This is a genomic window from Nonomuraea sp. NPDC049141, assembly GCF_040648415.1.
GTDB lineage: Bacteria > Actinomycetota > Actinomycetes > Streptosporangiales > Streptosporangiaceae > Nonomuraea.
In genome coordinates, this window is the sequence record NZ_JBEZDR010000001.1 from 178682 (window position 1) to 201474 (window position 22793).

19 protein-coding genes are annotated in these 22793 nt (G+C 67.0%); 10 read left to right on the forward strand and 9 right to left on the reverse strand.

Annotation, left to right across the window (positions count from 1 at the left end):
- Window positions 1-111 precede the first annotated feature (111 nt).
- Entirely contained in the window at window positions 112-1104 is a 993-nt protein-coding gene (locus AB0B91_RS00830; RefSeq protein ID WP_358312904.1) for an ROK family protein, read from the reverse strand.
- A gap of 53 nt (window positions 1105-1157) precedes the next feature.
- Here AB0B91_RS00830 and AB0B91_RS00835 point away from each other — a divergent pair, with 53 nt between their 5' ends.
- The 5 genes from AB0B91_RS00835 (at window position 1158) to AB0B91_RS00855 (ending at window position 4630) form a co-directional block, all read left to right on the forward strand.
- The gene (locus AB0B91_RS00835) at window positions 1158-1964 is read left to right on the forward strand and encodes a GNAT family N-acetyltransferase (protein ID WP_358312907.1); all 807 of its coding nucleotides are present in this window, start codon (window positions 1158-1160) and stop codon (window positions 1962-1964) included.
- A gap of 56 nt (window positions 1965-2020) precedes the next feature.
- The gene (locus tag AB0B91_RS00840; protein WP_358312910.1) at window positions 2021-3040 is read left to right on the forward strand and encodes a phosphotransferase family protein; all 1020 of its coding nucleotides are present in this window, start codon (window positions 2021-2023) and stop codon (window positions 3038-3040) included.
- Between the two features lie 84 nt (window positions 3041-3124).
- Window positions 3125-3385 carry a hypothetical protein gene (locus AB0B91_RS00845; protein ID WP_358312913.1) on the forward strand — a complete coding sequence of 87 codons (261 nt, stop codon included), beginning with the start codon at window positions 3125-3127 and terminating at the stop codon, window positions 3383-3385.
- 56 nt (window positions 3386-3441) lie between these two features.
- A complete protein-coding gene (locus AB0B91_RS00850) occupies window positions 3442-4293 on the forward strand; it encodes a helix-turn-helix transcriptional regulator (RefSeq protein WP_219529548.1) in 852 nt (283 codons plus the stop codon).
- A 70-nt stretch (window positions 4294-4363) separates the two neighbouring features.
- Window positions 4364-4630 carry a hypothetical protein gene (locus AB0B91_RS00855; RefSeq protein ID WP_358312935.1) on the forward strand — a complete coding sequence of 89 codons (267 nt, stop codon included), beginning with the start codon at window positions 4364-4366 and terminating at the stop codon, window positions 4628-4630.
- 35 nt (window positions 4631-4665) lie between these two features.
- Here the strand turns inward: AB0B91_RS00855 and AB0B91_RS00860 are convergent, their stop codons facing one another.
- From AB0B91_RS00860 to AB0B91_RS00875, 4 genes are all read right to left on the reverse strand, one after another.
- Window positions 4666-5283, reverse strand: a complete 618-nt coding sequence (locus AB0B91_RS00860) for a TetR/AcrR family transcriptional regulator (RefSeq protein ID WP_358312937.1) — start codon at window positions 5281-5283, stop codon at window positions 4666-4668.
- Window positions 5284-5302: 19 nt separating this feature from the next.
- Window positions 5303-6262, reverse strand: coding sequence for an ABC transporter substrate-binding protein (locus tag AB0B91_RS00865; RefSeq protein WP_358312940.1), 960 nt, complete (start codon window positions 6260-6262; stop codon window positions 5303-5305).
- Window positions 6263-6272: 10 nt separating this feature from the next.
- Window positions 6273-7220: an ABC transporter permease gene (locus tag AB0B91_RS00870; RefSeq protein ID WP_358315651.1), complete on the reverse strand. Its 948-nt coding sequence runs from the start codon at window positions 7218-7220 to the stop codon at window positions 6273-6275.
- 61 nt (window positions 7221-7281) lie between these two features.
- Window positions 7282-8049: an ATP-binding cassette domain-containing protein gene (locus AB0B91_RS00875; protein ID WP_358312943.1), complete on the reverse strand. Its 768-nt coding sequence runs from the start codon at window positions 8047-8049 to the stop codon at window positions 7282-7284.
- Between the two features lie 101 nt (window positions 8050-8150).
- Here AB0B91_RS00875 and AB0B91_RS00880 point away from each other — a divergent pair, with 101 nt between their 5' ends.
- From AB0B91_RS00880 to AB0B91_RS00890, 3 genes are read left to right on the forward strand one after another with little or no spacing between them, the layout of a single operon-like run.
- A complete protein-coding gene (locus tag AB0B91_RS00880) occupies window positions 8151-9338 on the forward strand; it encodes a hypothetical protein (RefSeq protein WP_358312946.1) in 1188 nt (395 codons plus the stop codon).
- Window positions 9335-10642, forward strand: a complete 1308-nt coding sequence (locus AB0B91_RS00885; protein WP_358312949.1) for a hypothetical protein — start codon at window positions 9335-9337, stop codon at window positions 10640-10642. The genes AB0B91_RS00880 and AB0B91_RS00885 overlap by 4 nt, the downstream gene beginning before the upstream one ends.
- A gap of 31 nt (window positions 10643-10673) precedes the next feature.
- On the forward strand, window positions 10674-11063 hold the full coding sequence (locus AB0B91_RS00890; protein ID WP_358312951.1) for a hypothetical protein: 390 nt from the start codon (window positions 10674-10676) through the stop codon (window positions 11061-11063).
- A gap of 125 nt (window positions 11064-11188) precedes the next feature.
- On the opposite strand, the gene AB0B91_RS00895 is transcribed toward AB0B91_RS00890, so the two are convergent.
- Window positions 11189-11722: an ATP-binding protein gene (locus tag AB0B91_RS00895; RefSeq protein WP_358312954.1), complete on the reverse strand. Its 534-nt coding sequence runs from the start codon at window positions 11720-11722 to the stop codon at window positions 11189-11191.
- Window positions 11723-11829: 107 nt separating this feature from the next.
- Window positions 11830-12222, reverse strand: coding sequence for a hypothetical protein (locus AB0B91_RS00900; RefSeq protein WP_358312957.1), 393 nt, complete (start codon window positions 12220-12222; stop codon window positions 11830-11832).
- 150 nt (window positions 12223-12372) lie between these two features.
- Here AB0B91_RS00900 and AB0B91_RS00905 point away from each other — a divergent pair, with 150 nt between their 5' ends.
- Both AB0B91_RS00905 and AB0B91_RS00910 read left to right on the forward strand, forming a co-directional pair.
- Complete coding sequence (locus AB0B91_RS00905; RefSeq protein WP_358312960.1) at window positions 12373-13194, forward strand: helix-turn-helix transcriptional regulator; 822 nt, start codon at window positions 12373-12375, stop codon at window positions 13192-13194.
- A complete protein-coding gene (locus tag AB0B91_RS00910; protein WP_358312963.1) occupies window positions 13181-13402 on the forward strand; it encodes a DUF397 domain-containing protein in 222 nt (73 codons plus the stop codon). The genes AB0B91_RS00905 and AB0B91_RS00910 overlap by 14 nt, the downstream gene beginning before the upstream one ends.
- Window positions 13403-14338: 936 nt before the next feature.
- Here AB0B91_RS00910 and AB0B91_RS00915 read toward each other — a convergent pair.
- Window positions 14339-14836, reverse strand: a complete 498-nt coding sequence (locus tag AB0B91_RS00915; RefSeq protein ID WP_358312966.1) for a hypothetical protein — start codon at window positions 14834-14836, stop codon at window positions 14339-14341.
- 32 nt (window positions 14837-14868) lie between these two features.
- Window positions 14869-22248, reverse strand: coding sequence for an RHS repeat-associated core domain-containing protein (locus tag AB0B91_RS00920; protein ID WP_358312969.1), 7380 nt, complete (start codon window positions 22246-22248; stop codon window positions 14869-14871).
- Window positions 22249-22793 lie beyond the last annotated feature (545 nt).

The following is a 22793-nucleotide window of genomic DNA, read 5'->3' on the forward strand; positions in this document are numbered from 1 at the left end:
TGCTCCCACGTCAAGATCGGCCGGTCGCGCGACACCAAACCGTGATCAAGCACGTTTCCCGGACGCTCATGGTGACCGGTAGCGCGGCGTTCGCCGACCGCACTCAGCAGTTCATACGTGGTCTTCGTGGGCGCGCCAGCCCATGAGGCCCGCGCCCATGAGGCCCGCGTGGACGCCGAGAGTGGAGACGCGCAGGGCGGGCGGATGGCGGAAGGTGAGCCGGGCCGACAGGCGGGTGCGCAGGGGTGCGATCAGGGTGTCGCCCGCCAGCGAGAGGCCGCCGCCGATGACGACCAGGGCGGGGTCGAGCAGCAGGGTGTACGTCGCCAGGGCCAGGGACAGCGCCTCCACTGCCTCGTTCCACACCTCTGTCGCCTGGGCGTCTCCCGTCGCCACGCGGGCGACCACGTCGGCGGCGGAGTCCTCGCCACAGCGGGCCGCGATGGCCGAGGCCGAGGCGTACGCCGCCAGGCAGCCGCGCTGGCCACAGGCGCAGAGGACGCCGTCGGGCCATACCGGGATGTGGCCGATCTGGCCCGCCCAGCCGGCGGCCCCGCCGTACAGACGCCCGGAAAGGACCACCGCGCCCGCGATACCTGTGCCGATGGGGAGGTACAGCACATCACCGGCACCGGAGCGGGCGTCGGCACCGGCATCGACGCCCGCTCCGGTGCCGGTGTCGGTGCCGCTGGTCGAGCCCGTGCGGGCATCGGCGATCGTGCCCGTTCCGGAGCCGTACGCCAGTTCGGCCTCCCCCGCCGAGCGCACGTCGTGGCCGAGTGCGACCGGCAGGCTCACCTGGGTGAACGCCTCCACGGGGACGTCACGCCAGCCGAGCGCGGCGGAGAACACCGCGTGCGTCGCCGTCACCAGCCCCGGCACGGCCAGCCCCACTGCGACAGGCTCCAGAACCGCACCGTCCGAGCCGACTGGGCGCGGACGGGACAAGTCCGTGACGAAGGCCGAGACAGCGGCGACCACCCGTTCCGGGCCCTCGGCACGCGGCGTGGCCCGGCGCTCCACGTACAACAGCGCCCCGTCACGGCCGACGAGTCCGCCCTTCATCGTCGTCCCACCCACATCCACCGCCACAACACAATCCACACGCTCAGTAAATCGTTTTGAACGACCGGCCGGGGACCAGGAAGATGTCCCGCATGAACCCGCGCCTGCTCTCCCCCACCGACCTGGACGATTGCACCCGGCTGGCCCAGGACCGTGACTGGCCGCCCGAGCGGCACAAGTGGGGGCTGCTGTTCGAGGTCGGCGAGGTGTACGGGATCGACGCGCCCGACGGGGACGGCCTGGCCGCGACGACCATCCTGACCCGCTACGGCCGAGACCACGCCGTGATCAGCATGGTCCTCACCGCCTCCCGGTACGGCAGGCAGGGGCTGGCGGGCAAACTGATGGAGCACGCGCTGCGGGAGGCGGGAGACCGCGTCGTGTCGCTGCACGCGACCGAGAACGGGCGCCCGCTGTACGAGCGGCTCGGCTTCCGTACCGTCGGCAGGGTCGCCAAGCACACCGGCGTATTCCGGGGCGAGCGTTCCGGAAGGACCCGGCCCGCCACGGCGGCGGACCTCGACGAAGTTCTGGCGCTGGACGCGGAGGTGTTCGGCACGGACAGGTCGGCGCTGCTGCGCCGGATGTTCGGCTTCGGGGAGCAGGTGCGGATCACCGAAGGCGGTTTCGGCCACGCGTGGCGCAACGACGACAACGTCGTCATCGGCCCGGTCGTGGCGCGGGACCAGGAGACCGCCGAGGCGCTGATCGGCGATCTGGCCCTGCACGTGGGCGGCGTCGTGCGACTGGATCTCGACCTGGCCAAGGACGGCCTGGTCAGATGGGCTGGTGAGCACGGCATCGGCGACCCGTGGCAGGTCTCGCTCATGGTGCTGGGCGGGGACCTGCCTGGCGACAGGAGCCGTCAGTTCCTGCCGTTCATGCAGGCGCTCGGTTGACCGCTCGAACGGGGGTCTCATAGGGTACTAGAACATCATTCTACAAGAGGGCGGCGATGACCTCCACCCACATCGACGTCGGCGTCATCGACTTCGGCGCGCTCGGCGCCTGGATGGACGCCCAGGGCCTGACGGGCGGTGTCATCAGCGGCGCCGTCCCTGTCCTCGGCGGCACGCAGAACGTCATGGTCCGCTTCGAGCGCGGCGGCACCCCGTACATCCTGCGCAGACCTCCCCTGCACGCCCGGCAGAAGAGCAACGAGGTGCTGCGCCGGGAGGCGCGGGTGCTCGCGGTGCTGCGTGACACGCCGGTGCCCGCGCCGAGGCTGGTGGCCGCGCAGACGGCGGACGAGCCGGTCTTCTATCTGATGGAGCCGGTCGACGGGTTCAACCCGTCGACCGGGCTGCCCGAGCCGCACGCCGCCGATCCGGCGATCCGGCACCGGATGGGGCTGGAGGCGGCGGCCGCGCTGGCCGAGCTGGGTCGGGTCGATCCCGCCGCGCTGCCCGGCTTCGGCCGGCCCGACGGGTTCCTGGAACGGCAGGTGCCGCGCTGGCTCAAGGAACTCGACTCCTACGGCCGGCTCGACGGCTACCCCGGACCCGACATCCCGCATCTCGCCGAGACGGCCGAGTGGCTGGAGCAACATCGGCCCGCGACGTTCACGCCAGGGGTCATGCACGGCGACTACCACTTCGCGAACCTGATGTTCGCCCACGACGGCCCGCGCGTGGCGGCGATCGTCGACTGGGAGATGTGCACGATCGGCGACCCGCTGCTCGACCTGGGCTGGCTGCTGGCCACCTGGCCGTCGAACAACGACCACGTCCCGGGGCTGCCGCAACCGGGCGAACTCGTCGCCTACTACACGGCGCTGTCCGAGCGCGACCTGTCGGCCATCGACTGGTACGCCGTGCTGGCCTGCTTCAAGCTGGGCATCGTGCTGGAGGGCAGCCACGCCAGGGCCTGCGCCGGGCAGGCGCCCAGGGACATCGGCGACCTGCTGCACGCCACCACGCTGGCCCTGTTCGCGAGGGCTCAGGAGTTCATGGGAGGACTTCTCGACCGTCCCTAAATACCTATTTTTCCCAAAACGATCACATATATCCTCCCGAGTCGTACAATTGCGCGCAATTGCAATACTCGGGGAAGGATAGTCATGCGCATGCGGTTCCTCGGCTCCACATCGGAGGCGGGCGCCTGCCCCACCCTGTACGAGACGGATCGGGGCACGATCGTCATCCAGGGTCTTGAACTCACCGACAAAGAAGCGCTCGCGGATCTCCGTGACGTGCTCGACGGCGAGACGGCGGTGGAGGTCCCCCGCGAACTCATCACCGAAATCGCCCGCCGGGTCCTGTCCGAAACTCCGGCAACCGATTTCCCCAGCAGCGACAGCAAACCCTTCGCGATCGATTGATCACAATTGCAAACCGGGTCTGGCATGATCCACGCAACCCCGTCTAGCCTCATGCGGTGACGTCGTTTCAGCAGGCGCGCATCGACCTCGGCAGCCAGCTACGCCAGCTGCGCGAGACCGCTCACCTTTCGGGCAAAGAGCTGGCCGAAAGGCTGCGATGGCAGCCGTCGAAGGTGTCGCGCCTGGAGAACGCCCGGCAGACCGCCACAGAGGACGACGTGGTCGTCTGGGCGGCCGCCGTGAACGCGCCTCCGGACACGGCGGACGACCTGATCAGGCAATCCATCGCGCTGCTGGAGCGGCACGACGACTGGAAGCAGCGGCACCGCAGCGGCCTGGCCGCGCTCCAGGAGGACATCCGGGACCTGGAGGCGCGCACCAAGCTCTTCCGGGTGTTCGAGCCGTCGATCGTGATCGGGCTGCTACAGACCTCCGAGTACGCCCGGCACGTGTTCCGCAAGGTCAAGCGCCTCTACAGCGCCGCCGACCAGATCGACGCGGCGGTCCGGGTACGGATGCAGCGCCAGGAGATCCTCTATGACCGCAGCCGCACGTTCAGGTTCGTGGTGACGGAGTCGGCGCTGCGCACCCGGATCGCCCCGCTCGACGTCATGCACGGCCAGCTCGACCGGCTGCTGGCGGTCAGCACGCTGCCGAACGTGGAGTTCGGGGTGATCCCGTTCACCACCGAGATCCCCTCGTCGCCGATCAACGGGTTCTGGATCTACAACGAGGCCATGATCGGCCTGGCCACCATGACGAAGGACCTGGTGCTGCGGGACCCCGACGACATCGCCTTCTACGTGCGGGCTTTCGAGGACTACGCCAAGTGCGCGGAGTTCGACGAGGGCGGCCGGGACGTCATCATCAGCATTCTTGACGATTATCGAAAACAATCCTCACATTAACCGCCGCAATTGCTTGCCTCCCGCCACAAGATCGTGCAATTCTGTCGCGGAGACGTTGCGGAGGTGACGGATGATGCTTGATACCGCGCTCAACCTTGAGCAGTTCGCTTGGTACGCGGGACGTCACGCCGACCTGGCGGTACAGAATCTCGCTCTTTCCAGCGACCCCGCCTATGTGTCGGTGCGCAACCGCTTCTCCGCCACCCTCGCCGAGACCGTCACCCTCTCCGAGAGTGGAAGTTTCATCACCTCGTGGGGCTACCGGCTCGGCACGACGGACGACGTCGAAGGTGCCGCCGCGCGCCTTGCCTTCCTCCTGGCCGCGCTGCCGGCCTAGGCGCTTTTTTTAGGCCACCCGGGAAAGCGCCTTCCCTATGCGAAGGCCGTCGGCTCGATGCCGGCTTCTCTGGCCGCCGCCGTACGCGCGTGGTCCAGCAGGCGCGCGCGGGTCAGCACCTCCGGATGGAGGGTGTAGCGGATGATCAGGCCGTCCAGCATGGCGTCGATGCGTTCGGCCGAGGCCGCCGGGTCCGCGCAGCTGAACTCGCCCGACTCCGTGCCCTCGGCGAGAACCTGGGTCAGGGCCGCCAGCCAGGCCGATTCGAGGTCCAGCATGATCTCGCTGACCGTCGGCTCGCGGAGGGCGGTGTTCCAGGCGTCGATCCACAGGAGCCAGCTCTGGTCGGAGCGGGACTCGGGGATGTAGTAGCGCAGGACCCGGTCCAGACGGTCGATCGCGGTGCCGGGGCCGGCCGCCAGCTCCGCCAGGCGGGCGCCCTCGATGTCGAGGGTGGCCCGCAGCATGGCGGTGATCAGCTCTTCCTTGGTGGCGAAGTGATAGTGGATCAGGCCGCCGCTGACGTTGATGGACTTGGCGATGTCGGCGATCCGGGTGTTGGCCAGGCCGCGCTCCAGGACCACCTTGCGGGTGGCCTCCAGGAGCTCCGCCCTGCGATGGTCAGCCTGCTCGGCCCGGCTCGTACTCCGCACCGGGCCAGCCTATCGGCCTTCAGCAGCCTGCCTTGTAGAGCACCTTCTGGATCTCGGGGCTGTTCAGGTTCTGCTTGGTGACGATCGTGGAGTCGGTCGGGATCGAGGCGGTGACCTGCTGGCCCTTCACCGCGGCGACGGCCTGCTCGACGCCCTTCGCGCCGATCTCGCCGGGCAGTTGGGCGATGAGGGCCGACACGACCCCGTCCTGGAGCTGCTTGACCTGTGCGGGGCCGGCGTCGAAGCCGACCATCTTCACCTTGTCCAGCTTGCCCGCCTGCTGGAGCGCGGAGCCGGCGCCGGTGGCCGAGTTGAGGTTGGTGGCGAAGATCCCGGCCAGGTCCGGGTCCTTGGCCAGCGCCGCGTTGACGATCTTGGAGGCTTCGCTGACGTCGTTGTGCGAGTACTGGACGCCCAGGTAGGAGATCCCCGGGTGGTTCGCCTTGATCTCCTCCTCGAAGCCCTTGATCCGGGCGTCCACCGAGCTGACGCCCGGGTCGGTGGAGATGACCAGCGCCTTGCCCTTGTCGCCGATCTGCTCGGCCAGCGCCTTCGCGGCGGCGGCGCCGCCCTTGACGTTGTCGCTGCTGATCCTGGACAGGCCGATGCTCGGGTCCTCGACCACCGTGTCCACCAGAATGATCTTGATGTCCTGCTGCTTGGCCTGGGTGAGCGGCGCGATGAGGGCCTTCACGTCGGTCGGCGCGATCAGTATGGCGCTGGGCTTGCCGGCGATGACCGAGTTGACGATCGGCGTCTGCAGCGTCGGGTCGAACTTCTGCGGCCCCTGTACGTCGAGCTGCACGCCCAGCTCCTTGGCCTTGGCCTTGGCGCCGCACGCCATGGTCTCGTAGAACTCCTCCCCCGCCAGGCCCTGGATGAGCGTTATCTTGATGGGCTCACTCTGGGTTGTCGTCCCACCACCACCACAGGCCGCGACGGTGAACAACAGCGTCGCGAGTGCCAAAGCCTTGCGCATGGTCGTCTCCTTACTGGTCGCGCCTGCCGCGCTGCCACTGGTCGACATAGACGGCGGCGACGAGCACGGCGCCCACCACCACCTGCTGCCAGAACGGCCGCACCCCGAGAATCTGGAACCCGTTCTGCAGCACCACCGGGATGAACACCCCGATGACGGTTCCGACCACGGTCCCGACGCCGCCGAACAGCGAGGTGCCGCCGATCACCACGGCCGCGATGGCCTGGAGGTTGTCGGTGGAGTGGGCGGAGACGCCGGTGATCCCGTACTTGGCGAGCGACAGGTATCCGGCCAGGCCCGCCAGCAGCCCCGCCAGGCCGTACACCCTGATCAGATGCCTGTTCACGGCCACGCCGCCGCGGCGGGCCGCCTCGGCGTTGGAGCCGATCGCGTACGTGTGGCGGCCGAAGCGGGTGCGCGCCAGCGCGACGGCGAGCACGGCGGTGATCGCGGCGCAGATCCACGCGATCTGCGGCACGCCGAGCCAGCGCGCCAGCCCCAGGCCGAGGTTGAGGTCGCCGGGCGCGCGCAGGTCCACGCCGCCCGTCAGCAGCAGCGCGCCGCCGAGCGACATGCCCAGCGTGCCGAGCGTCACGATCAGCGCCGGGATGCGGCCCTTGGCGACCAGGACGCCGTTCAGCAGGCCCCAGACCAGACCGGTCAGTACGGCGGTCGCCGCGCCGAGCAGGAGCGAGCCGGTGGCCTCCATGATCTTCGTCGCGGCCACGGCCGAGAACACCAGCACCCCGCCGACCGACAGGTCGATGCCCGCCGTGATGATCACGTACGTCATGCCGGTGGCCAGGAGCAGCAGGATGGCGGCGTCGCTGACCAGGTTCAGCAGGTTGAAGGAGGTGGCGAAGCTGCCCGGCCGCAGCACCGAGAAGGTCACCAGCAGCACCGCCAGCACGGCGGCGATCCACACCACCTGCCGGTCCCGCAGCCGTACCCGGTCCATGGCGCTCACCTGCTGGTCCCCAGCCGCGCCTGGTCGCCCGCCTCTACCCGCTCCACGGCGCTCACCTGCCGTTCTCGTGCTCGATCGCGCCGGTCATGGCGCCGACCAGGTCCTCCATGGACACCCTTGCCGTGTCGAACCTGGCCACCCGGCGCCCCAGCCGCAACACCTCTACCCGGTCCGAGACGGCCTTCACGTCCTGCATGTTGTGGCTGATCAGCACGACGGCCACGCCCGAGTCGCGGACGCCACGGATGAGGTCGAGCACCCGCTGGGTCTGCAGGACGCCCAGCGCGGCGGTCGGCTCGTCCATGAACACCACCCGCCGGGCCCAGGTCACCGCGCGCGCCACCGCCACACCCTGCCGCTGCCCGCCCGACAACGTGGAGACGGGCGCGACCTGTGACTTGAGCTGGACGCCGAGCCGTTCACAGGCCTCCTTGGTACGGCCGCGCATGGCGGCGTTGTCGAGCCAGCCGAGTCGGCCGAGCAGGCCCGGTTTGAGCAGTTCCCTGCCGAGGAAGAAGTTGCCCGCCGGGCTCAGGTCCGGGCAGAGCGCGAGGTCCTGGTAGACGGTCTCGATCCCGGCGCTCCTGGCCTCCTCGACGGACCCGAACGCGACCGGCTCGCCGTCCAAGACGATCTCCCCCGAGTCCGGCCGTTCGGTGCCTGAGAGGATCTTCGCCAGCGTGGACTTGCCCGCTCCGTTGTCGCCGATCAGCGCCACGACCTCGCCGGGTGACAGAGTGAAGTCCGCGCCGCGCAGCGCCTCGACCTGGCCGTAGCTCTTGACGATCTCCCGGGCTTCGAGCAGTGGTGCCGACGACATAGGACTATCAAGCGCTTGGGTTGACATCGTTGTCAATCCCCGATCTTCGCGACTCCCAGCTATGTCTGCCAAGATTTGATCTAGAAGAGAGGAGCCTCGACATGGCTATGGCCAACGCCGGAATACGGCGATTACTCGCGGACTCGGGGGAGCAGCGCGGGTGGGTGTCACCCAGAACGGACCTGGTCACCGCCCTGCTGGGGGTCTGGTTCGGCATCGGTTTGATGATCGACGCCTGGGCGCACACGAACCTGACGCAGCTGGAGACGTTCTTCACGCCGTGGCACGCGGCGTTCTATTCGGGGTTCGCCGCGGTCGCCGGCTGGATCATCTGGCAGGTATGGCGTAACACCCGGACCGGCCGCCAGGGGGTGGCGGCGGTGCCCATGGGCTATCTGGCCGGGCTGCTCGCGATACCCGCGTTCGCCGTCTTCGGTCTCTTCGACCTGATGTGGCACACCTTCCTCGGCATCGAGACCACGATCGACATCCTGTTCAGCCCCTCGCACCTCGGGCTGATCGTGACGATGATGCTCATCATCACCACCCCGCTCCGCTCCGCGTGGAAGGCCCCCGACCTGGGCCCGCGGCCCTCGCTCGGCCGGCTGCTCCCGGCGCTGGTCGGGCTGGCGTTCGCGACCACGTTGGTGTCGCTGTTCCTGGGGTATGCCGATGCGCTGCAGTGGAGCGGGCCGGGCATCGTCGACGCTTTCTCCTCCGTGGAGGGCACGCGTGCCGATCGGATCGCCAGTGCCATGGTCATCAGCAACGTTGTCACGCTCGCTCCTGTGCTGCTGCTGGCGCGTCGGTGGAGTCTGCCGTTCGGCAGTGTCACTCTGCTGCATGCGGTGGGCATTCTGATGTCGGGTGCGCAGACCGCGTTCGAGAACCTGTCGATTCTGCTGACGTTCGTGGCTGCGGGCCTGGTGAGCGATCTGCTGATCCGGTGGCTGCGGCCTTCGGGTGGGCGACGGGGGGCTTACTGGGCGTTCGCCGGGTTGTCGGGGTTCCTCACGTGGTCGATGTACATCGGGGCCGCGTCGGTGGCGGCCGGCGGGCTGCCTGCTGTTCCCGAGTTGTGGACCGGGGCGCCGATTGTGGCTGGGCTGATCGGGCTGGCGCTCGGGGCGTTGTTCCTGCCCAACGCGGTCACCGCCGAGCCGGTTCTGGCCAGCGGGGGCGCTGCCGAGCCGGTTTCGTCCGGCGCGGCCGACGCCGAACCGATTCCTTCTGGCGCGGCCGACGCCGGGCCGGTTCCGACCAGCGCGGCCGACGCCGACCGGGCATGATCCGAGTCCTCCGGGTCCTCTGTCTCGCCGCCGTCCTGATGCTGGCGGGCGCCGCTCCGGCCGCCGCGCACAATGTCTCAGCCGGAGCGGATCTGCGGATCGCCCAGACGATCGCCGGCACGGAACTCGCGGTCGTGATCAAGGGGAGCAAGCGGGTGCCCGGGCCGTTGCTGATCGGTGTCATCGCCTTCCAGCCGGTGACCGACCTGCCGGTCGGGCTGGAGGTGCGCTCGGTCGCGGACGGCCGTACGGTGACGGGCGTGGCGCGGGCTGCACGGGACCCTCAGTACATCCAGCTCAAAGTGGACACGACCGGCCCGCACGAGCTCACGCTGCGGGCCGGGAACGAGGTCGCCGTGCTGCCGTTCCGCGTCCTGGTGGACCGCGGGTCGGCCGGAGAGCTGCTGATCTACGGCGGCCTGCTCGTGGCGGCCCTGCTGATGGTGGGCGGCCTGCTCACCGGGGCACTGGCCCGGCCCGGTCCGGCGATGCTGCTGGCCGGCGGCGCCACGATCGGGTTGACCGTAGCCGCCGTGACCGTCATCTTCGAGCCGATGCTGCCCGCACCCCCGCCCGACGGCGCCGCGCCCACGGTGGCGGCGAGTGCGGGGACGGCGGCCGGGGCGCTGACCGGCGGGCGCCCGTTCGCGCAGGGCCGTGTGGTGACGGCCCCGGCTCGCCCAGCCTCCGGAGAGGAGTTCACGCTGCGGTTCGACCTCATCGACGGATCCACCGGACGGCCTGTGGACGATCTCGTCCTCCACCACGAGGCCCTCGCCCACGTAATCGTGACCAGCGAAGACGGGCGTTATTTCCGCCACGTGCACCCGCTGCGCACGGCGCCGGGGCGGTTGGAGGTAATGATGCGAGTCGACCGGCCGGGCCGGTATCTGGCCTATGCCGAGCTGGAGCGTGAGGACTCCGGCGGACAACTCGTCACCGGGGAGTTCCGCGTCGGCGGCGAACCTGTCGCGTCTGTTGTGGCCGAACCGCCCGTTGATGCTGCCCCGCCGCTCCTACGACCCGCCGCTCCCGTCGTGGGCCGCCCAACGACGATCGAATTCGGCACGTCGGGCACTGTGCGTCCCTGGCTGGGCATGACCGGCCATTTGATCGTACGCAGCCAGGACGGCGCCTTCCTCGGACACGTACACGAGATGGGCTCACCCGGCCCCCGGCTGCACTTCACCTTCAGCTTTCCGGCGGCGGGACGGTACTTCGCCTGGGCCCAGTACGCGACGGGCGACCGCATCGTGACTGTGCCCTTCACCGTCGACGTCACGGCATCGGGGAGTCCGTCATGAGGCGGGACGTCACGGCGTCGGAGAGCCAGTCGTGAGGCGGGCGGCCGTGGCCGTCGCGGTCCTCGCGGTGGCGGTGGCGGCGTTCTTCATCGTGGGCAGAAACTCGGCCCCCGACCCGCTGCGTCAGCCCATCACGGGAACGCGCTACGTCGGCACCGTCTCGATCGACCGGCCAACCACGGGACGCGTCACCGTGGACGTACGGCTGACTTCGGGCGATCCGGACGGCGTGGCCGTGTCCGTGGTGATGCCCGCGATGGGCCACGCCATGCCAGAGATCACCGCCCGCAAGCCGGAGCCCGGCCACTTCGTTGCCGAGGGCGAGCTGTTCCCGATGACCGGCGTCTGGGAGCTCTCGATCCGGCTGAACGGGCCCGCCGGCGAGGAGACACTGACCGTGAACGCGCCGATCACCGGCTGATAGGCGCGCGATCGGTCAGCAGGGCGCGAGGTCCTGATAGACGATCTCGATTCCGGCGCTCCGTGCCTCCTCGACGGACCCGAACACGACCGGCTCGGGGCATGTCCTCTTCTGCCGCCGGACTCTCACGTGGAATGTGGTGGCGGGGATGCGGGTTCGAGACTGCGGCTGAACCAGATGGTCTTCCCCACACCGCAGGGGGCCAGTTCGTACCGCCATTCGTCCGTGAGAGCAGCCACGATCGACAGGCCGCGACCGTGGTCTGAATCGTGCCGGACCGTGAGACATCGAGGTCGTCCAGCGCCCTGGTCATAGACGTGCCCAGTCACCGCCTCAGGGGTTAGGTCCAAGCACAGCCTGATCGGAGGAGCTCCGTGGATCAGCGCGTTGGTGACCAACTCGCTGATGACCAGGGTGATGTCGTCGATCAGGTCGTGCAGATTCCATGCGGTGAGGGTGTCGCGGACCAGATCGCGAGCCTGCCCGATGATGACTGGATCATCGGGCAGGTCCCAGTGCAGGGCCTGCTCGACATGCGCGGGGCTCTCCATCAGGCCGCCCGGTGACCACGTCGGCGGGTAGTAAAGGTACTTGGGCGCGGCATCTGACGTGCGGAAAGACCTGCAGAAGCGCTTGAGGAAGCTGAGTGTGAACGCCATGACCACGTACCGTTCGGTGGCTGTGAATAGGTGCGCTGGTAGCCCCCCCGTCAGGCATGCGGTAACCACGGGGGCGTCCGCGTGCCCAACGAGGGGCCTGTCGGTGTCTAGGGGCGCGGGCTGTGGGCGAAGTAGGCGGCTCCGCGCCATATCTCCCTGCCGGTTGCGGGTAGCAACTCGGCCAAGGGGCGGCTGCCCAGTTCGTGGTAATGGGCGGCGAGCCGTTCCGCTGCGGCCTGGACAGTGACGGCGTACGTCCATAGCGGCGCTGGGCGCTCACGGGCGTTGGGAACGAGCCACCAGAGCCGAGTCCCGTCGGTGTGGACCAGCAGGCCGATGTAGATCGAGATGGTGACCTGGTCGCCTCGTAGTGGCAGAGCGAACGCAGGGATGTTGTGCCGCCGAGCAAGGGCCTGGATGAGCTCGGCGGCGAACTCATCCGCGAGTGAGGAGGTCGGCTGCGCGCCCACAGGTTGGACGGTGGGCTTGTGGGCGTTCACGTTCTTACCTCGCTCTCCGGCTGGGCTGGCCCTCACCAGAATGACGATCGCGAACAGAGAGTGACAGCAAAATCACCCCACAGTCACACCACACTCTTTGTAGGCTCGCTGCGTATCCATTTCAGCGCGGAGAGTTACGATCGGAGGTCCATGTCCAGAACCGAGGAGATTAACCCAGACGAGAGCCCGCGAGCCGCGTTCGCCTACCTCCTTCGGCGGCTCCGCACCACGGGCGGACTGACACAACGCGACTTGGCCGACCGGCTCGGCTACTCCGAAAGCCAGATCGGCATGATCGAACAGGGTCGGCGCCGCCCGACGCAGCACCTCGCCGACCTCCTCGACACCGAGTTCGGCGTCGAGGACTTCGGACAGCTATATGTGCGTACGACCTGGGCCGGCAGCCCCGAGCATTTCCGCGCCTGGCTCGATGAGGAGCAGGAGGCCACAGCGCTACGCAGCTGGGAGCCGATGCTGGTAACCGGACTCCTGCAAACCGAGGCATACGCCCGCGCACTGTTCGCCGCCGAACCCGGAATCACCCCCAAGGAGGTGGACGAACGCACCGAAGCCCGCATGCAACGCCAGAGAGTCTTGACCAGGGACAAGCCGCCGACGGTCACCGCCATCATGGACGAGGGAGTCCTGCGCAGGCCGGTCGGGGGCGCTGAGGTGATGCGAAACCAGCTCGCCCACATCCTGGAACTGGCTCAACATCGCCAGATCTCCGTACAGGTCGTGCCGTACAACGCCGGGGCATACGCGGGGCTGCTCGGCGGGCTGATCATCGCCGAGCGACACGGGACACCATCGACGGTGTACGTGGAATCGCAACCACACGGCCGAGCGTATGAGGATCGGGCCATTATCTCCGGCGTCCTGCGGCGTTACGATTGCGTCCGCTCGGAGGCCTACCCGCACCATCTATCGTTGAACATCATCAAGGACGTGATGACGCATGGCCCACAGTGACTCCCTCAACCTTCAGCACGCCGAATGGCGAAAGAGCAGCCACAGCGGCGGGGACGGCGGCAACTGCGTAGAGGTCGCCACCAACCTGCCAGGGGTGATCGCGGTCCGTAACTCCCGGCACCGCTCCGACAAACCGTTGATCTTCACCCCATCGGAGTGGACCGCCTTCCTCGCAGGCGTCAACGACGGCGAATTCGACATCGCCTGATCGAACGCTCTAGGCGACGGGGAACCTGGACTCCAGGTTCCCCGACCGCCGGCTCCGCCCCAATTCGCGTGCGGTCAGAGGAATGGAGCTTGAAGATCACTCTTGGGGCTTGCCCGCCTGCGGGGCACCACGGTCCCGTCCAGGCAGGTGTCACCGATGATGAAGTCGGCGATCAGTTACCTGCCGTACGCTCACCTCAACCACTACGAACGCGCGCACTGGACCGTGGAAAATCGTCTCCACTGGGTCCGCGACGTCACCTTCCGCGAGGACCATTCCCCAGGTCAGGACCGGTGCCGTACCCCGAGTCCTGGCCAGCTTCCGCAACCTGGTCATCAGCACCATGCGCCTGGCAGACCGCGCCAACATCGCCCATGCCCGCCGTGACCTGCTCGATCACAATGCCGCCTTCGCCGTCTACAACATCTGATCAACATGCCGGAACTCGACAAATCGAATCAACGCCGGGGCCCTGGGCTCGGCGGTGCTCAAGAAACGTGTACCAAAGCTCCATGCGATCCCTGCTGCCGCTCGGCATGAACTCCTTGATCACCTTGGCGGCAGCGACGCCCAGCCACCCAAGGAGAACCGTGACGGCGAGGATCCCGCTCAACCAGAGCGGGATGCCCGGCCCAAGATCGATCACTGCGTGCGCCCTTCTTTTTGGTCCGAAAGGGCAAGTCAGATGATGCCAGACTACGGCGCTCCTCAATCGCGGCACACCAACCAGCCCTACCCTCGGAAGAAACGAGGAAGAGTCCTCTTACTGACGAACGAGCGAAAACGCTAGAAGCGCATCAAGCGTGGCAGGCGCAGGCGCCGCAAGAGTGGAGAAGAAAGCCCAAGCTGTTATGACCCGCCGGCACGGCATTGAGGTCGCCACCAAGGTGACGCGATGCGAGACCCCTGTAGCCTCTTTTCGTGAGCACACTTTGCTCAGCAATAGAGTCGCGCCCGCGCCTTGAACTCGCCGTCAGTCAGAAGGACATTCTTGTCACGGTCGGGCAGATAATCCTGGATCAAAATTCTGTCGAGCGGAACATCCTTCTTCACCTTGGTCGTGAAATCAACAGATCTGAACATGGCATTAGTTTTCGAGGAATAGGCGGCAACCCTATACTTCACCCCGTCCTCGAACTTCAGGTTTCCTTCCCGGAGAGACCACCCGGCGGGTATCTCCTCCAAGTTCAGGGAGGCGCTGCCGCCGGTCAGCGACGGCGCCTTGATGTCTGCCTGGTCCTGCAGTTCGCCAGCAGAGTCGTAACGGTAGACCTGCACGCCGTCCGGGGCGCTCCCAGCACACCAGGACGTCACCATCACGAGCTGCCCGTTGGCAGTCACGGTGACCCCGGTCGCGCCCATCTGCGCCGGGCTTCCGTAGCCACAGGCCACCACCAGGAAGCTGAGCGCCAGAAAGGTTATGGTCCTCTTCATGCTATGGATCCTCGCGACAGCGTTACGGTATGTCAACAGCGGTACTGGCCGTCACCCAGGCCCGCTTCTATTTCAAAGCGGTTCTTGCATGCGTCGAATCCGGCGGCCGCATAGAGAATGGGAAAGGCGAACCAGTATCCGGTTTGATTGGCATAGTAGTACCACTGGTCGCGATGAATCTTCTCGTGTTTGGCAAGGTCCGCATCGATGTCCTTTGACCATAGCCTGGTGACGAATACACCGGCGATCGTATAACCGCTACGCCCGTTCGGGATATACTTATCCGGCATCCCAGTACACATCAACATCCCCCGATGTGTGCCGCAATTTCCCTTTACCGAATCAGCCCAGGCTATGACGTCGCGTTCCACTTCCCTGAGGTTGCTATTGGCGAACATAGCGGCGACGATGTTATTGGGTATGTAAGGGTAGAGCTTACGGAAGGCTTTTACTCCGATCTCGATCGCCTTGGCACCGAGATCTTTGATGAATTGGACGGCAGCCCCTACTCCGTTCTGCATGCTGTTGAATACGCCCTTGAGCCATTCGGGGATTCCTGCCCTTTTCGCCGTCAAATCCCCCGCAGCCGGGCCGGACACTATGTATTGGTCGAGGTCGCCAGCTGCCAGCATTGCCAGTCCTGCAAGGGTTTGATATTCATCAGCGGACTCGAAGTAAGGCACGTAGAGCTCCAGGAAGTAGTCTTGTGCTTCCTTCGACATCTTCCAATAAGGCACGCCCTTCTCGACTGGCCTGCCGTTATGCATGACCTTCCAGCCCAGCCTCGCAAGTTCGTCGTCACCGAACCAGAATTTCTTCTCCTTCTCCAGTTCGATCATCCGGGCCCAGCTCGGATCGACCTCGGCACCTGCGCATCCCCAGATGTCGCAGGCGATGGCTCCTCCTGAGTAGTTGCCGATGGAGCCGCAGCTGCCGATGCACAGTCCGCTTCCTGTGCCGCCTCCTCCAATCATCATGCCGTGCTGGGCGTAGTAGTCGACGGCTGTTTGGTAGTCGATGCCTGGCGTGTAGGGGGAGTTCCAGGTGCCGCCGACCGCGTCGCCGGAGATGATGATGCTTTCGTGGCCGGTGGGGTCGATGCCGGTCATTGGTGAGGCATTGGCGTAGGTGTAGCGGTTGGCCTGAACGGAGGGGCTGGGGTTGAGGGTGGCGGTGTCGCGGCTGGGGAAGGCTCCGGTGCCGGGTTGGTACCAGCGAGCGTGCATGTTGACCTTGCCGGTGTCCGGATCGGTGTATTCGCCCTGGTAGCCGATGGTGGTCTTGACGCCGGTTTGGGCAGTGACGGTGCCGAACGGGTCGTATGCGGTGGTAGTGGCCAGCGCGGTGGTGTTGTAGGTGGCAACTAGGTCGCCGTGCAGGTCGGTCAGCGTGGCCAGGGCGGGGTTGGTGCCCTCTTGCTGGCCGAGGAGCGTGCCTCCTGCGTCGCGGCCGTACTTGGCCTGGATGGCGCCGCTGCTGTCGGTGAGGGCGGCCAGGTCGTTGCTCAGTCCGGCGTAGGCGAAATTCTGCTTGGCCGCGCCTTTGATGCGGGAAGTGACGCGGTCGAGGGCGTCGTAGCTGTACAGCGAGTCGCCGTCGGCGATGAGGCGGTCGAAGGCGTCGAAGGTGAGCTGGTTGGTGACGCCGGCCTTGGTCTGGCTGGCCAGGGTGCCACGTGGGGTGTAGGCGTAGTCGGTGCCGTCGCCGGTGGTCAGGCGGTTGCGTTCGTCGTAGGTGTAGGTCTTGTTGCCGGCCCTGGTGCGGTTGCCGGACTTGTCCCACTCGTAGGCGGTGATGGCGCCGCCGGGTGCGGTCCAGGAGGTGAGGCGGCCGGCGTGGTCATAGCCGTAGGTGTTGGTGCCCGCTCCGGCCAACCCTGCGGTGGTTTTGGTGGTGAGGTTGTCGTCCTTGTCCCAGCCGTAGGTGATCTTGGCGAGTTGGGTGCCGGTGCTGCTGCCCTTGCGCAAGGTCTGGGATTCGGGGCGGTTCAGGTAGTCGTAGGTGAAGATCTGGGTGTCGACGGTGGTGGTACCGGTGGTGGCGGTCAGGGAAGCGAGGTTGTTGGCGCCGTCGTAGGCGTAGGTGAGTTTGCGGCCGGTGACCGGGTCGGTGGCGGTTTCCGGGCGGTTGTTGGCGTCCCAGGTGAAGGTGGCGGCGCCGGCGGCATCGACGCGCTGGCGGGGGTTGCCGAGGCCGTCGTAGGCGTAGCCGGTCAACTGGGTGGCGCCGCGCTTGACGGATAGCGGCAGAGTGCGGTCGTTGTAGTCGACGGTCAGGTCGCCGATGGTGGTGGGGCGGTCGGCCAGGTCGTAGCCGAAGGTACGCTCAGCGCTCGCCGCGCCGCCACCCGCGCCGGTTTCCTTGGTGAGGCGGCCCAGGTGGTCGAAGGTGCGGTCGATGCGCACCCCGCCGGGCTGGATGACCACATTGGGATGGCCGGCCGCGTCATATCCAGTGGTCCAGGTACGGTCGGCGGCGGCCGGGTGGGCCGTGGTGGCCGGTTCGGTCACCGTTTCGGCCAGGCCGAGACTGTTGTAGCTGGTCCAGGTGGCGTTGCTGCGGCCGTCGGTGAGGCGGGTCCGGGCGCCGGCGGCGTCGTAGCCGAAGCTGGTGGTGATCGAGTCAGTGGCGGAGGTCGGCTCGATCAGTGAGGTGACTCGGTTGAGCGCGTCGAAGGTCTGCCGGGTGGTGTGGCCCTCGCCGGAGGTGAGGCTGGTCTGGTTGCCGGCCGGGTCGTAGCCGGCGCTGGTGGTGCGCCGGATGGTCGAACCTTCCAGGTCCTTGGCGGCGATCTTGCGGCCGGCCAGGTCGTACTCGGTGGTGGTGGAGCTGCCTCGCTGGTCGGCGGTCTTGATCAGGCGGCCGGCCAGGTCGTACTTCATCGTGGTGGTGGTCGCCGTGGCCGTGCCCTGCGCGACGATCTGCTTCTCGACCTCGCCGGCGGCGTTCGGCGTGTAGTCCGTGGTGACGGTTTTGGTGCCGGGGGCGACCGTCTTGATGAGGAAGCCCGCCTGGTTGTAGGTCAGGTCGGTGGTGTAGACGGCCGCGGTGGGCTTGCGTTCGATCTGGGTTTGGGTGATCTGACGGCCCAACCCGTCATAGGTGGCCGCACTGCGGGCGCCGGTCGGGTCGACGGTGGCCAGCTTCTCGCCGGCCATGTCGTACTCGATGATGGACCGGCCGGGGGTCTGGCCGTCCGGGGCGGGGTCGGTGATGCGGACCTGGCGGCCGAGCTTGTCGTACTCGAACGTCGTGACGTAGCCGCGCGGGTCGGTGGTGGTGATCAGCTGACCGGCCGTGTCATAGGTATGTGCGGTGGTGGGGGTGACGGCGGTGCCGCCGGGCGGGGTGTAGCTGGGGGCGCTCTGGCTGGTCAGCCGTCCGGCCTTGTCGAAGACCGAGGTGACCGTACGGCCCTCGGCGTCGGTCTCGTGAGTCTTGGCTCCCAGCACGTCGTACCCGACGTGGGCGGTGGGGTGGGCGTCGCTGGACGTGCCGGCCTTATCGACTTTGACCTGCGGGCCGCTCGCCTCGATCAGGCGGCCGAGCGCGTCGTAGCGCATGGTGGTGGTGAAGTCGGCCGCGTTCGCGCCGGTGGCGTTGCCGCGCGGGTCGGTGCTGGCGATGGCCAGGCCGCGGTCATCGTAGGTGGTGGTGGAGACCAGGTCCTGATCACCGTTCTCCACCGTGGTCTTGGTGAGCTGGTTGACCTTGTTGTAGGCGTACTCGGTGATCTCAGCGCGACTGGATCCGGTGCCGGTACGAGTCGTCTTGAGCACGTTGCCGTTGGCGTCGTAGACGAAGGCCGTCTTACGGGCCAGACCGGCGGGGTCGAAGGTCTGCGAGGTCAGCCTACTGGCGGCGTCGTAGTCGTAGTCGGTGGTGATGGCCTCGCCGCCGCCGGTGACCAGTGTCAGCTCGTTGCCCGCCGCGTCGTAGGTGTGGTCCTCCAGCACCACATCCTGCGGGGCGTTGGTCGGATCGTTCAGCTTGACGCCGGTGGCGATCTTCTGGTCGAGGAGGTTGTCCTTGAAGTACCTGAACGTGGTCGTGCGGAGCATCGCGTCGACCTGGGACTCCAGACGCCCGCCGTCGTCGTAGGTGAACGACTCCAGCACCACGTCCGTAGCCGGCTTCGGGTTGACCGGGCTATCGGTCCAGCCCTTCAGCGTGCGCGATAGCAACTCTCCGCGCTCGCTGTAGCCGTAGTCGACCACGGCCCCCCGCGCATCGGTCACCGTGCCCAGCTTGCCGAGGGTGTTCCAGGTTTGCCGGACCACGCCGCCACCCGGGTCGGTGATCGTCTCCACCCGGCCGAGACCGTCGTAGGTATAGATGGTCGAGCGTTCGGCGTCGCCGCCGGTCAGGTCGGCGATCGTCTCGCTCAGCTTGTTGCCGTCCGGGTTGTAGGCGTACGTGGTGCGCTTGGTGTGCGTGACCCCGGAGACCTCGTTCTTGACGCCAGGCTCCGTCTGCGTCAATGGACGGCCCTGCCCGTCGTAGGTGAAGGTGGTCTTCACTCCGTCCGGGTTCGCCTGCGAGACCTCGGACTTCTCGCGCACGCGACCTAGGGCGTCATAGGTCAGCTTGGTCAGCAGGCCCGCTGGACTGGTTTGCTCGGCCAGGTCGCCCGCCGCGGTGTAGCGGTAGGTCCAGGCGTTGCCACGGGCGTCGGTCTGCGAGGCAATCAGGCCTGCCGGAGTGGTGCCGCCACCGATCGCGGCCTCGCTCCCGTTGGTATACGCCACGCTGGTCGAGCGGCCGTTGGGGAAGTCCGAGGTGGCCGGAGTTGTCTCCTTGAGCTGCTCGCCATACTGGTTGTACTCCCACTTAGTGGCATAGGTGTCGCTGTCAGCGTCGTCCGAACGAGCATCACGGTAGACGCGCATCTGGTCATTGCGTGGGTCGAACTCGTCGTCTTCATTGACGTGATAGCTGGCATAGGCGTTCTGGCAGTCGGTCGTCGTTGTACGGCAGGAGTTGCCTTGGATCGGGTTGCCGCGCTTGTCATTCCATCGCTGGAAGACGTTGCCATTACCGTCGGTCACCTTCGCCACGAAGCCGCCGGTGTCGTATTCGTAGCTCGTCTTGGCGCCGCGTTGATCTTGCTCGTACACCAGCCGGTCACCGCGTCCGGGGTCATAGACGTAGTCCAGAGTGCCGTTGCGTGGGTCGGTCACCGTGATCTTGGTTTCCCGCGTCAGCCAGTCGATCTCGGACTCGCCGAGCTGCCAGGTGCCGCCGTTCCGGTCGATATGTGTCTTGAGCCGGTCGGTGGCCTGGTCGTAGGTGTTCTTCGCCCAGATCCGGCCCGACGGCAGCGTGGTCTGCGTCAGCTTGTTGGCCACCTTGGTCCGGGCCGCCCAATGCGCGGAGATCTCCGCGTCGGTCAGCGGCTTGTCATAGACGGCGAACTCATCGATCGACCCCTTGAACGCGAACGCGCCCGAAGCCGTCTGCCCGCCCGGGAATTCCGACCAGGAATTGGCACGATCACCACTGCCGACATAGGCAAACTCGCGATGTTCCTCATACATCTGTCCACTCACCTGGCCGACGGCCTGGCCGTCCAGGTACAGCTTCTGCTGCTGGCCGGACACGGTCAGCACCGCGTGATGCCACTGGTTGTCGTTGACCGGCGCGGCCGAGGTGATCGGCGTGTACACGTAATCGCCGGAGCTGTTCATGATCTCACCCAGCTGGCCGCGCAGCTTGCCATCCACGCCCACATACAGCACCGGCCCGGTGGCGCCAGACGGGGAGCTGGACTGGCCAGCGGAGAAGATGATGCCGTTCTGCGAGGTCTTGAACCAACCCTCGACCGACACCTGATCACGTGCCCGCGACAGCGCGTAGAACGGCAGCTCCATCGCAGACTTGGTGAACCCGACCGCCGTGTCCGTGCTGCCCTCCAGCGCACCCGGCTGCCCCACCGTGACGCCGTAGTACACGCCGGTCCCGCCGCTGCTGCCCAAATTCTCGGCGCCCTCATACTCGCCATCGCCCAGCCGCCAATACCCCACCGGCTCTGAATCCAGCACGAGGCTGCGATACCGCGACCCATCCGCATAGCTGTAGCTGGTGCAGTTCGGCGCCGCCACTGGCGCGCACACCGTGGACAGATTGCCACCGACGTAGGTGTACGACCACGTCAACGCCTGGCCATCGACCGGATCGGTGGACACCGTCGCCACCCTCGGCCCGTTCCAGGTGAAATGCAGCGCTCGACCGCCGGCGCCGGTGATCTGGCTGAAGGTGCCATCGCTTGCGTACGTCAGCGTCTGACTGCGTCCCCGCCGATCGGCGATCTTCGTCAGCCGGCCTGCCGCATCGAAGGTGTAGGTGTTCGACGACGCGTCCATCAACCGCCAGCCGCCGCCCGTCACGTCGGCCAGCGCGTCATGCATTCCCGGCGGCGGCTGATAGGTGCCGTTGCCCCGGCTGGCGAACCGCACCCGGCGCCCGTTCGGATAGGTGACCAGCAGGCTTGTCACCGTCGTACCCTGCCGCTCCGCGAGGACCTTCATGTCCCACTGCGTCGACCAGCCCGCCCCGAAGATTCCATCGGTACGCGCGTCCAGGCTGTTGTAGGTGCGCGCCACCGACAGCGGTGGCCCGGCCACCGCCACCTTCGCGTCCACGAAGCTGGAGGTGTAGTTGCCCACGATCGGCGCGAACTCCTGGCCTTCGCTGGCCCGTTCCCCCAGATGCGGGCTGGTCAACGGCTGCCGCGCCCCGGTCGTCACCAGCATCTCGGCGCTGTCGGCCGTTCTGCCGCTGTCCAGGTCGCGCACATGAGCCGACCACTTGTACTCCTTGCCCCATTTCAGCTCGCCCGCCGGAACCCGCCAGGAATGCACCCACCCCAGCTCACCGGACTCCACACATGTCGGCGTGGGGGCGGGGAACGGCGGAATCGGGTCGGGCTCCTCCGGAATGTCACAGATCTTGAACGAGACGCTCAAACCCTTGTCGTTGACCGACCCCACACCGATCTTCGTGTACTCCAGCACCAGCAGCGGCGTCGCGCTCACCAACGACCCGGTCTCCGGATAGGTGTCATCGATCAGCGGCCAGGTGTCACCGGACGTCTGCTGATCCGCCAGCTCCGCACGCTGCACTCCGGCCGGAAGGTCTGACTTCGCCGCCTGCTGCCGCACCGCAGGACGCACCTCCAACGGCAGCGCACCCCGCACGCGCTCCCGCCGCTCAGCGGAAGCACCTCCCCTGGGAGGCTGGTCGGCAGAGGTACGTACGGACTTCGGCACATGGGTGCCTGAGCCCATCAGCTGCTTCGGCGTGACCAGCTTCGCTTGCGCATCCGCCGTCTCACTGATCACCCGCGCCTGCGCGGCCACGGGGAAGGCGGCAAGCGACAACAAGCCGGGCAGCAGGGCGGCAAGAACCAGCACAGCACAAGGCCATGACAGCAAGCGGCGCATACGCCGTCACACTCCGAACCACGCGAGGCACCTCACGGCACCGGACGAAGCCCCAGCTCACCCGGCACGAGCCCGAAGGCCCCCGACCGTGCGGTTCGGAGCAAGATTGCCAAACGGACCGAGCGTAAGCTCCAGATAAAACGGAAACAAGATCGATTTTCGTGATCAAGAGTGACGGAATGCGACTTACCGCATGATCCGTACTACATGTCGACATATGCGCATGCAGGGGTCCATGGAGTGATAGATCGTGCAGTCGCCGGACAGAGGGTGCGTTCAGGACAGGCCGATTGCCGGTTCGGGCCGATGAGTCGCTACCCGAGACCCGCTTTCGGGATCCAGCCAAGGATTGGTCTGATGCGACGGGTCACATACAGGCGCATAAGGATCCTCATGCTGTTCACCGTGTAGACGAGGCCGAGATCCCGTAGGCCGGCGGATCGACGACAGAGCGTCGGTCCCTTGGAAGCTCTCTCTGTCCCTTTGAAGACCTGTTCTAGGGCGCCGCGTCGCTG

Coding starts and splice junctions, on each gene's coding strand:
- AB0B91_RS00835 (WP_358312907.1), top strand. CDS start 1,158: ATGAACCCGCGCCTGCTCTCCCCCACCGACCTGGACGATTGCACCCGG.
- AB0B91_RS00840 (WP_358312910.1), top strand. CDS start 2,021: ATGACCTCCACCCACATCGACGTCGGCGTCATCGACTTCGGCGCGCTC.
- AB0B91_RS00845 (WP_358312913.1), top strand. CDS start 3,125: ATGCGCATGCGGTTCCTCGGCTCCACATCGGAGGCGGGCGCCTGCCCC.
- AB0B91_RS00855 (WP_358312935.1), top strand. CDS start 4,364: ATGATGCTTGATACCGCGCTCAACCTTGAGCAGTTCGCTTGGTACGCG.
- AB0B91_RS00865 (WP_358312940.1), bottom strand. CDS start 6,262: ATGCGCAAGGCTTTGGCACTCGCGACGCTGTTGTTCACCGTCGCGGCC.
- AB0B91_RS00870 (WP_358315651.1), bottom strand. CDS start 7,220: ATGGACCGGGTACGGCTGCGGGACCGGCAGGTGGTGTGGATCGCCGCC.
- AB0B91_RS00875 (WP_358312943.1), bottom strand. CDS start 8,049: ATGTCGTCGGCACCACTGCTCGAAGCCCGGGAGATCGTCAAGAGCTAC.
- AB0B91_RS00880 (WP_358312946.1), top strand. CDS start 8,151: ATGGCTATGGCCAACGCCGGAATACGGCGATTACTCGCGGACTCGGGG.
- AB0B91_RS00885 (WP_358312949.1), top strand. CDS start 9,335: ATGATCCGAGTCCTCCGGGTCCTCTGTCTCGCCGCCGTCCTGATGCTG.
- AB0B91_RS00895 (WP_358312954.1), bottom strand. CDS start 11,722: ATGGCGTTCACACTCAGCTTCCTCAAGCGCTTCTGCAGGTCTTTCCGC.
- AB0B91_RS00905 (WP_358312960.1), top strand. CDS start 12,373: ATGTCCAGAACCGAGGAGATTAACCCAGACGAGAGCCCGCGAGCCGCG.
- AB0B91_RS00910 (WP_358312963.1), top strand. CDS start 13,181: ATGGCCCACAGTGACTCCCTCAACCTTCAGCACGCCGAATGGCGAAAG.
- AB0B91_RS00915 (WP_358312966.1), bottom strand. CDS start 14,836: ATGAAGAGGACCATAACCTTTCTGGCGCTCAGCTTCCTGGTGGTGGCC.